Raw genomic sequence first — 7255 nt, 5'->3', positions numbered from 1 at the left:
CTTATATTTTTTTAATATAAAGTGAGTCGCCGTCGAAATAACATTATCTAAGGTCGACAATTTCTGTGAAACAAAAAAGGCGATATCCTTAATTGAGTCACCCTCAATGACGATAGAGAGGTCATAAGAGCCAGACATCAAATACACGGATTGCACCTCTGGGAATTTATAAATACGAGAAGCAATTTGGTCAAATCCCACATCTCTTTGAGGAGTTACTTTCACCTCAATCATTGCAGTAACCGTTCCCTTCCCATCTGTCTTGTCCCAGTTAATGAGAGCTGGATATTTTAATATAACCTTTTCTTTTTCTAATTTGGCAATGGCCTCCCTGACTTCCGCCTCTGTTACACCCATCATTGTAGCAATGGTTGCAGGCTCTAATCGGGCGTCTTCCTCTAAAAGTCTTAATAATTCATTTGTTCGAGTATGATCCATCTTCTTTCCTCCATCCATGACTTTGTAAATAATCATAAATCACGACGAGCTATAAAAGCAAGGATCGTTTTTTTCTATGGGAGTAATCGGGGGCGGTGGTCGAATACATCTCTATAATTTGTGACTTCTCTCAATGCTTTTTCCTCATAGGGTATGCGAATAGATAACATTAGAGCATTAAGTATCGTAAAAAGCAGTGCTGTATAGAACGCTTGAAAAATGAGAGGGAGAAACAAAACTTCAGCAATGACAATCACATAATTAGGATGCCTAATCCAACGATATGGGCCTTTCTCAATCACCTGCGCCCCTGGAAGGATCATAATTCTTGTATTCCAAAACCTCCCTAACGAAGAGAGACACCATATTCTTAAGATCTGTGCGAGCATAAAAACACTGAAAGGAATATACCACCAGACAGCTAATGACCGGTCTAATAATTGAACCTCAACAAGTAATACTAGAAAAAAAAGACTGTGTAACAGAACCATATACTTGTAATGACTTTGCCCCACTTCATAGCCCCCTTGAGCCATGATCCATTTTTTATTGACCTTGGCGACCTGAAGTTCAACTAGGCGCTGGAGAATAACTATAATCCATAAGAACCAAAAAAACATAAACACCTTCCCTTTCTTTTTTTGTCATGTCCACTGAACTAACAAGAGCTCTGAGCTAAAACCGGGACCCAATGCTGAAATCATTCCAAGTTCCCCTGCTTCTCGTCCGTTTAGCAGAACCCTTTCAAGAACGTATAATACCGTTGCTGAAGACATATTGCCGAACTCTTTTAGTACCTCTTCAGCATATTTCATTTTTTCTTGTGGGATGCTTAATGCACCCTGATAGGCATCAATCACTTTTTTTCCCCCAGGATGGGCAATGAACACATCAATATCTCTTACATCTAGCGAATATTTATCTAGAAAACCCTCCACATTTTGACCTAGCCATTTCCTGACTAAATGTGGGATAGATCTAGAAAATACAACATGGAGCCCTTCATTTTGAACGTTCCACCCCATCACATCCTCCGAATTAGGTAGTAGTGTAGACTGAGTTCCTAAAATGACAGGAACCGACGGGAGAGAGCTTCTTTCCTCTCCCCTTACTTTATCTCCACACATCACAACTGCGGCTACTCCATCCGCAAATAGAGAGGTTCCCACTAAGTTGCTTTTTGATTTATCCTGCTGCTGAAAAGTGAGGCTGCATAATTCTACACATAGGACGAGGACAGTAGACTCTGGAAAAGCTAGGCAATACTCGTATGCCCTCGAAAGTCCACTCGCTCCCCCAGCACAACCGAGCCCCCAAATAGGAATTCGCTTGGTATCCAAACGAAAAGGATAATGATTCATGATTCGTGCTTCTATACTTGGAGTCGATAGCCCTGAAGTAGAGATAAAAAAAATAGCATCAATCTGCTCATATGGGATATTTTTTTTCAAAAATTGTGTGCTGTTTAGGCAAGCCTCAATCGCTTTTCCTCCATACTCCACAGCTTTTGAGATGTAAAGATCATTTTTTTCCTGAAATGTTTTTTGTACATAAAACCAATCTAGAGGCGCTGCAAAGTGACGCTTTTCTATTTGTCCATTAACAAACACCTGCAGCATTCTCTCTATATCATCATATGATTCCTGAAACATTTCTTTGGCAAATTCTACCGCAACTTCTTGCTTCACTTGATAAGGGGGAGAATAGGTTCCTACGGAAAGTATCTTAGGCATGGGCAACCTCCTGTTGATCAAATCCTAACGACATATATGAATAAATCTTTCTTACCCTTGGTATACCCAATTTTTAGGCAAATCATGTTTTCCTATGGAGCATGAAAATTCTTTATTCATGAAACTAGTTTTAATCCAACGGTTGCCGATAAAATCATAAAAATAAATATGATTCTTCTCCATTCCTTGGGCTCACCATAAATAAGCATTCCGATGACAGCACCACCAGAAGCTCCGATTCCAGTCCATACGGCATAAGCAATCCCCATAGGCAAAGATTCCATGGCAAAAGCAAGAAACAGAAAACTAGCTCCAAATCCAACTATGATAAAAGATATAGATTTCCAGTTTCGGTTCTGATTCCAGCGATGAATCATCGCCACACCAAACATTTCAAAAAAGCCTGCTATCACTAAAAATACCCATGCCATTATAAATCCTTCCTTTCTGACTTTTGTTCTGCTGTAACCAGTTTCAAACCCATAACTCCTATTAATAAAAGAAGAATGAAAAAAAGTTTCTTCATTTTAAGGGGCTCGCCAAAAAAGAGAATATCGGCTAAAACAATGCCTACGGTGCCAAGACCAACAAAAACAGCATACACTGTACCTACTGGAAGCTTACGTCCAGATATAATCAATAGATAAAAACTAAGTACAATAGAAATGATTGTACCTATCCAAGTGATAGTGTCATCTGCATGTTTTAAGCCGATTACCCATAAGACTTCAAAAAAAGAAGCCAAATATACTTTAAACCAAGTTGAGTTCATTCGTGATCTACCTCCAGTAATTGTGACTAAAAAAACCTGAGAGAAACTGATAAACAGTTATCTCCCAGGCTTTTATCCCTCCGTGACACAGTAAAACTGTGAGTTTTCTCTCGGACCAGACCAATACAAATGTTTGCGGAACCCTAGAAAACTTTTCTATTTCGTTTGTTTTCACTGCAAATATCATACTTTTTAAAGATTATTGAGCTTGCAAACCTAGCTCCACTGCTTTCCAGAATGATTCATCTTCCAAGCCCATTCTCCATACAGATACTCCGCCTAATTGATATTTTTCAACAAGCTTTGTTTTTTCTAAAATGCTCAGCTCATTTTCATACCAAACCACATGTCGATGTCCGGATGAATCAGTATAATGAAAATATGGAGATTTAGAAGCTTCATCCCATTGTGGAGTAGCGCCCGTTGCAGCTAAAATATTCGGGATATTTCTCCATGTTACAGCTTTATGACCTGATCCAGCCGTTGTATTCCAATCATATCCATAAGCAGGAAGACCCATGAGGATTTTCTCAGAAGGAATTTGGGATACAGCATATTTTAACACATTTTCTACCCAATTATATCCAGCAACTGGTCCGGTTACATTGGACCAGCTCCCATTCTGGTCATACGTCATTAATTGAATATAATCCGCTGTTTGACCTAGTGTAGCATAATCAAAGGCTCCTACCCATGCACTTGAGGGAAAATCAGCTGTTTTGGCTGGAGCTGAAACCATGACTTTTAATCCTTCAGCATGAAATACATTGACTAATTCTCTGATAAATTGATTATAATTAGCACGATCACTGGCATACATGTTTTCAAAATCCATATTGACTCCAATATAACCATTGTTCTTCACTAATGCCAATAAATTCGTAATGGTAGTGGTGCGTAGGTTGACATTAGATAAAATATGATGTGCTAATTGAGGTGAAAAATTTCCATTGTCTATATTGTGAATGGCTGCGTACGATTTAATATTTTTTGAGTCTGCTAGACTGACTCCATCGCTCGGCACATCTCCTGTTACTGTCCCTGTAGCTGTCACGTTAAAAGTAGCCATAGAAATCTGGTTCATATAATCCCCATACTGAGCAAGACTATTGTAGCTATTTTGGTCTGTTGACCAGTATTTGACATAGTAGCCTAGAACAATCTTGGGATCCTTCGGAGCTGGAGCAGGTGTAGCTTCTGGGGCAGGTACAGTTTCTTCCCCAGGTTCTGGAGTCACAATAGGCTCCTCCACTGGTACTGGTGCTGGCTGTTCGACAGGAGTCGGTTCATTAAACTTTGGAGCCTTTGCTTTTCCTTTGGCATTGGCATCTGCAGATTGTGGTACTGAGCTAATGATAATGGCAATAATAAGAAGGAACACAGTAAGAATTTTGATCAGTTTGTTCATGCTGCTAATCTCTCCCTTTTAGTAGAATACATCCTACTAATTATGTCGGTAGATTAGCGAGTTGTTTCGCTAGGTCAATAAGTAGATTTTTTGGTAGTTCTTAGCACCTAGTTTTTGGAATGGTAGACTTGATCTACTAATTCCTTCAGGATAAAGAGCCTTTCTTGAAAGAGCGGTCGATAGTCCAGTGGTCCTATAAACGTTAAAAACTGCTGAGCCACATCGAGGACAGCTTCAACATATTCTCGCTTGTTAATGGTCCAGCTTTGGTAGACTCGATCATCCTGATTCATTCTTTCTTCTATCTCATAGAGTTTAATCTCATCTGGAGAGATATGTTCTACTATAAAGGAATAAGCTCTACAATCTGCATCGCCACAACCACAAACAAAAAAGGGGATCTTCTCCCATTCCTTTTCCTCTGCCCAGCGATTAGGTCGAAATGTCTTTAGACAGCTTTGTACCAGAGCAGCCAGTCCAACATCTATACAGAGTGCTTCATCAATTACGATTTCATCATCTATTTTCAACAACACATCTGCTTGCACAATTTGTAAATCCTGATCCAAGGCTAGGTTACCATAAGTTAATTCAAAGATAAAAATCACTCCTTGTCTAATGAGAAGTGCAGATATAAGGACTTCAGGCAATTAAATTCTCTAGAAAATAAAGATGAGATAAATTCCCGCTCCAAAAAGCAGGACTCCAAATAGAAGGGTTGCAATCATAAAATAATACAAGAATTGATTCTTGCTTCTCCGTTTAAAAAACTCATCCATTTCGCTGTCATCTCCCTTTATTAGCGTTCATTTAAAGCATGGATACTATGAAGAGTCAAATCGATGAGCTCCCTCATATCGTCAATCTGCCCTTCATCAATTTTGCGTCCAAATTCCAAGGAAATCTCATTGTTATAAGAAGGCATGAGAAGTAATTCTTGCTCCACGCTATCATAGAGATAAGAAACCTTCTGCTGAATATGCGGACGGTGCCCCCATATGTCTTGTAAGCATTTGTTGATCTCCGCACATTCTTCCTCTATGTTTTCTACCTTTACTTGGAACCTGACTCGAACAAGACATCCTGGAGTGTATTCATCCTCTTGCTCAAGGATTTCTGATGCTAGATCCTTTGTATCTGCCACAAGCCTTATTTCACCTAACGTACTATCATCTTCTTTAGCTTGAAATTGGATCATGTAATTACGACTCATCGTAGATAATTCGACTCGATCTATGCGATTCGTGACGTCAATCACCCCTGCTAAATCAAGATCATATACTGCTCCTTCAATTACCACTTTTAAATTCTCATAGATCGTAGGATCAAACATGCTATCCCTTCCCATTCCATTCTAAATAGAAATCCTCTAAGTATGTTACTAAACGCTGATGTCTTTCTTCCGCTATGCTTTTCCCAGTCTCCGTGTTCATCAGCTCTTTGAGCTTTAATAGCTTTTCATAAAAATGATTAATTGCCGTGCTTTTACCTGAGCGATATTCTTCAGCACTCATTGCCTCGCGCGGCGGTAATTTAGGATCATAGATAAGCTGTCCTTTCGCACCCGAATAAGCAAAGGTTCTAGCAATCCCAATAGCCCCTATGGCATCAAGTCGATCTGCATCCTGAACGATTCTTCCTTCAAGGCTGCTCATCGGAGGTCGGTTTCCTCCCTTAAAGGACATGGCGGAAATAATCTCAAGGATTTGCTTGATCAGAGCTTCCTCCACCTGAACCTGTCCAAGCCAGCTTCGCACTTTTTGCAACCCGATTTCTTCGCTTTCATTTAACTTTTCATCAGCGATATCATGTAAAAGAGCAGATAGTTCACAAATGAACTGATCTGCACCTTCCCTCTCTGCCATTCTTATTGCGAGCTGTGTAACTCTATAGATATGCCACCAATCGTGTCCACTGCTCTCATTTTCCAATTCTCGTTGAACATATTCTCTAGTGGCTTGAAGTATCTTTTCTTTATTCATTCTTCACCTCATAGATCTTCTAGCTAATTAGCTTCATTAGATTTTTAAACTCCAACAATTCGAATTGTTTCTTCACTCTTTCCTTATCTAACTCCCACAAACACTCCTCTAAAGAATGTTCCAGTGGTACATCACAGCGTATCTCAGCTAGCTTTCTAGAGAGATGAAGCATTTCCATATCTTCCTCTATTTTCTTTCGAATCCCTGCCGATAAAGATGAAAGGTTGTCTAAGACTCCTTCAATAGATTGATGCTCCTGTATCAGCTTTAATGCCGTTTTCTCTCCAATTCCTCTTACACCTGGATAATTATCACTAGTATCCCCCATTAAGCCCTTTAAATCAATAAATTGCTGAGGGGTAATGCCCTTTTCTTCAAGAAATAATTGAGGAGTATACACGGCATAGTTGGACATTCCTTTTTTCATAATGATGACGTTGATTCGATCTGTAAGAAGCTGTAGACTATCGTGGTCCCCTGTCAAGATCTGAACATTCATTTCTTGACTATAACAATGAGCTAATGTACCAATACAATCATCTGCTTCATAACCATGCACACCGATATTAGGGACTCCAAAGCTATCTACAACTTCCTTCACGAGGTCAAACTGTGGCACCAGCTCTTCTGGTGGCGCCACACGATTGGCTTTATATTGATCATATAGTTCCGTACGAAAGGTATGGGCTCCCATATCCCAGACGCAAACAACATGACTTGGTTGAAAGGTTTGTACAGCATCCCAAAAATACTTAACGAAGCCATGTACAGCATTTGTTGGTATACCGGTGCTGGTTTTCATAATATATCCTGTATAGGATGAGGCGTAGTACGCGCGAAATAGTAGAGCCATTCCATCGACAAGCATCACGGATTGCTGGTTGGACAATTTCATCTCTCCTCCGTCTTTTTTAATAGTTGT

General features: G+C 39.7%; 10 protein-coding genes and 1 riboswitch. All 10 genes read right to left on the bottom strand.

The window, feature by feature from the left end; all coding sequences use genetic code 11:
• The coding region (locus JCM10596_RS07515; RefSeq protein ID WP_025026583.1) for an Lrp/AsnC family transcriptional regulator at positions 1-438 on the bottom strand (438 nt) is incomplete at its 3' end.
• A gap of 74 nt (positions 439-512) precedes the next feature.
• Entirely contained in the window at positions 513-1058 is a 546-nt protein-coding gene (locus tag JCM10596_RS07510) for an isoprenylcysteine carboxyl methyltransferase family protein (RefSeq protein WP_025026582.1), read from the bottom strand.
• Between the two features lie 24 nt (positions 1059-1082).
• A complete protein-coding gene (locus JCM10596_RS07505; protein ID WP_025026581.1) occupies positions 1083-2171 on the bottom strand; it encodes a type III polyketide synthase in 1089 nt (362 codons plus the stop codon).
• Positions 2172-2287: 116 nt separating this feature from the next.
• Positions 2288-2602, bottom strand: coding sequence for a DMT family transporter (locus JCM10596_RS07500; protein ID WP_025026580.1), 315 nt, complete (start codon positions 2600-2602; stop codon positions 2288-2290).
• The gene (locus JCM10596_RS07495) at positions 2602-2943 is read right to left on the bottom strand and encodes a DMT family transporter (RefSeq protein ID WP_025026579.1); all 342 of its coding nucleotides are present in this window, start codon (positions 2941-2943) and stop codon (positions 2602-2604) included. The genes JCM10596_RS07500 and JCM10596_RS07495 overlap by 1 nt, the downstream gene beginning before the upstream one ends.
• 59 nt (positions 2944-3002) lie before the next feature.
• Positions 3003-3101, bottom strand: a riboswitch (guanidine-I (ykkC/yxkD leader).
• 41 nt (positions 3102-3142) lie between these two features.
• Entirely contained in the window at positions 3143-4351 is a 1209-nt protein-coding gene (locus tag JCM10596_RS07490) for a glycosyl hydrolase family 18 protein (RefSeq protein WP_025026578.1), read from the bottom strand.
• Positions 4352-4458: 107 nt separating this feature from the next.
• Complete coding sequence (locus JCM10596_RS07485) at positions 4459-5001, bottom strand: hypothetical protein (protein ID WP_025026577.1); 543 nt, start codon at positions 4999-5001, stop codon at positions 4459-4461.
• Positions 5002-5150: 149 nt separating this feature from the next.
• Positions 5151-5684 carry a hypothetical protein gene (locus JCM10596_RS07475; protein WP_025026576.1) on the bottom strand — a complete coding sequence of 178 codons (534 nt, stop codon included), beginning with the start codon at positions 5682-5684 and terminating at the stop codon, positions 5151-5153.
• A gap of 1 nt (position 5685) precedes the next feature.
• Complete coding sequence (locus tag JCM10596_RS07470; protein ID WP_025026575.1) at positions 5686-6333, bottom strand: HD domain-containing protein; 648 nt, start codon at positions 6331-6333, stop codon at positions 5686-5688.
• 19 nt (positions 6334-6352) lie between these two features.
• Entirely contained in the window at positions 6353-7228 is an 876-nt protein-coding gene (locus JCM10596_RS07465) for a 5'-3' exonuclease (protein WP_025026574.1), read from the bottom strand.
• Between the last annotated feature and the right edge of the window lie 27 nt (positions 7229-7255).

The organism is Caldalkalibacillus mannanilyticus JCM 10596 (assembly GCF_000615945.1).
Lineage (GTDB): Bacteria > Bacillota > Bacilli > Caldalkalibacillales > JCM-10596 > Bacillus_AT > Bacillus_AT mannanilyticus.
This window is presented reverse-complemented; position numbering and strand designations above follow the sequence as displayed.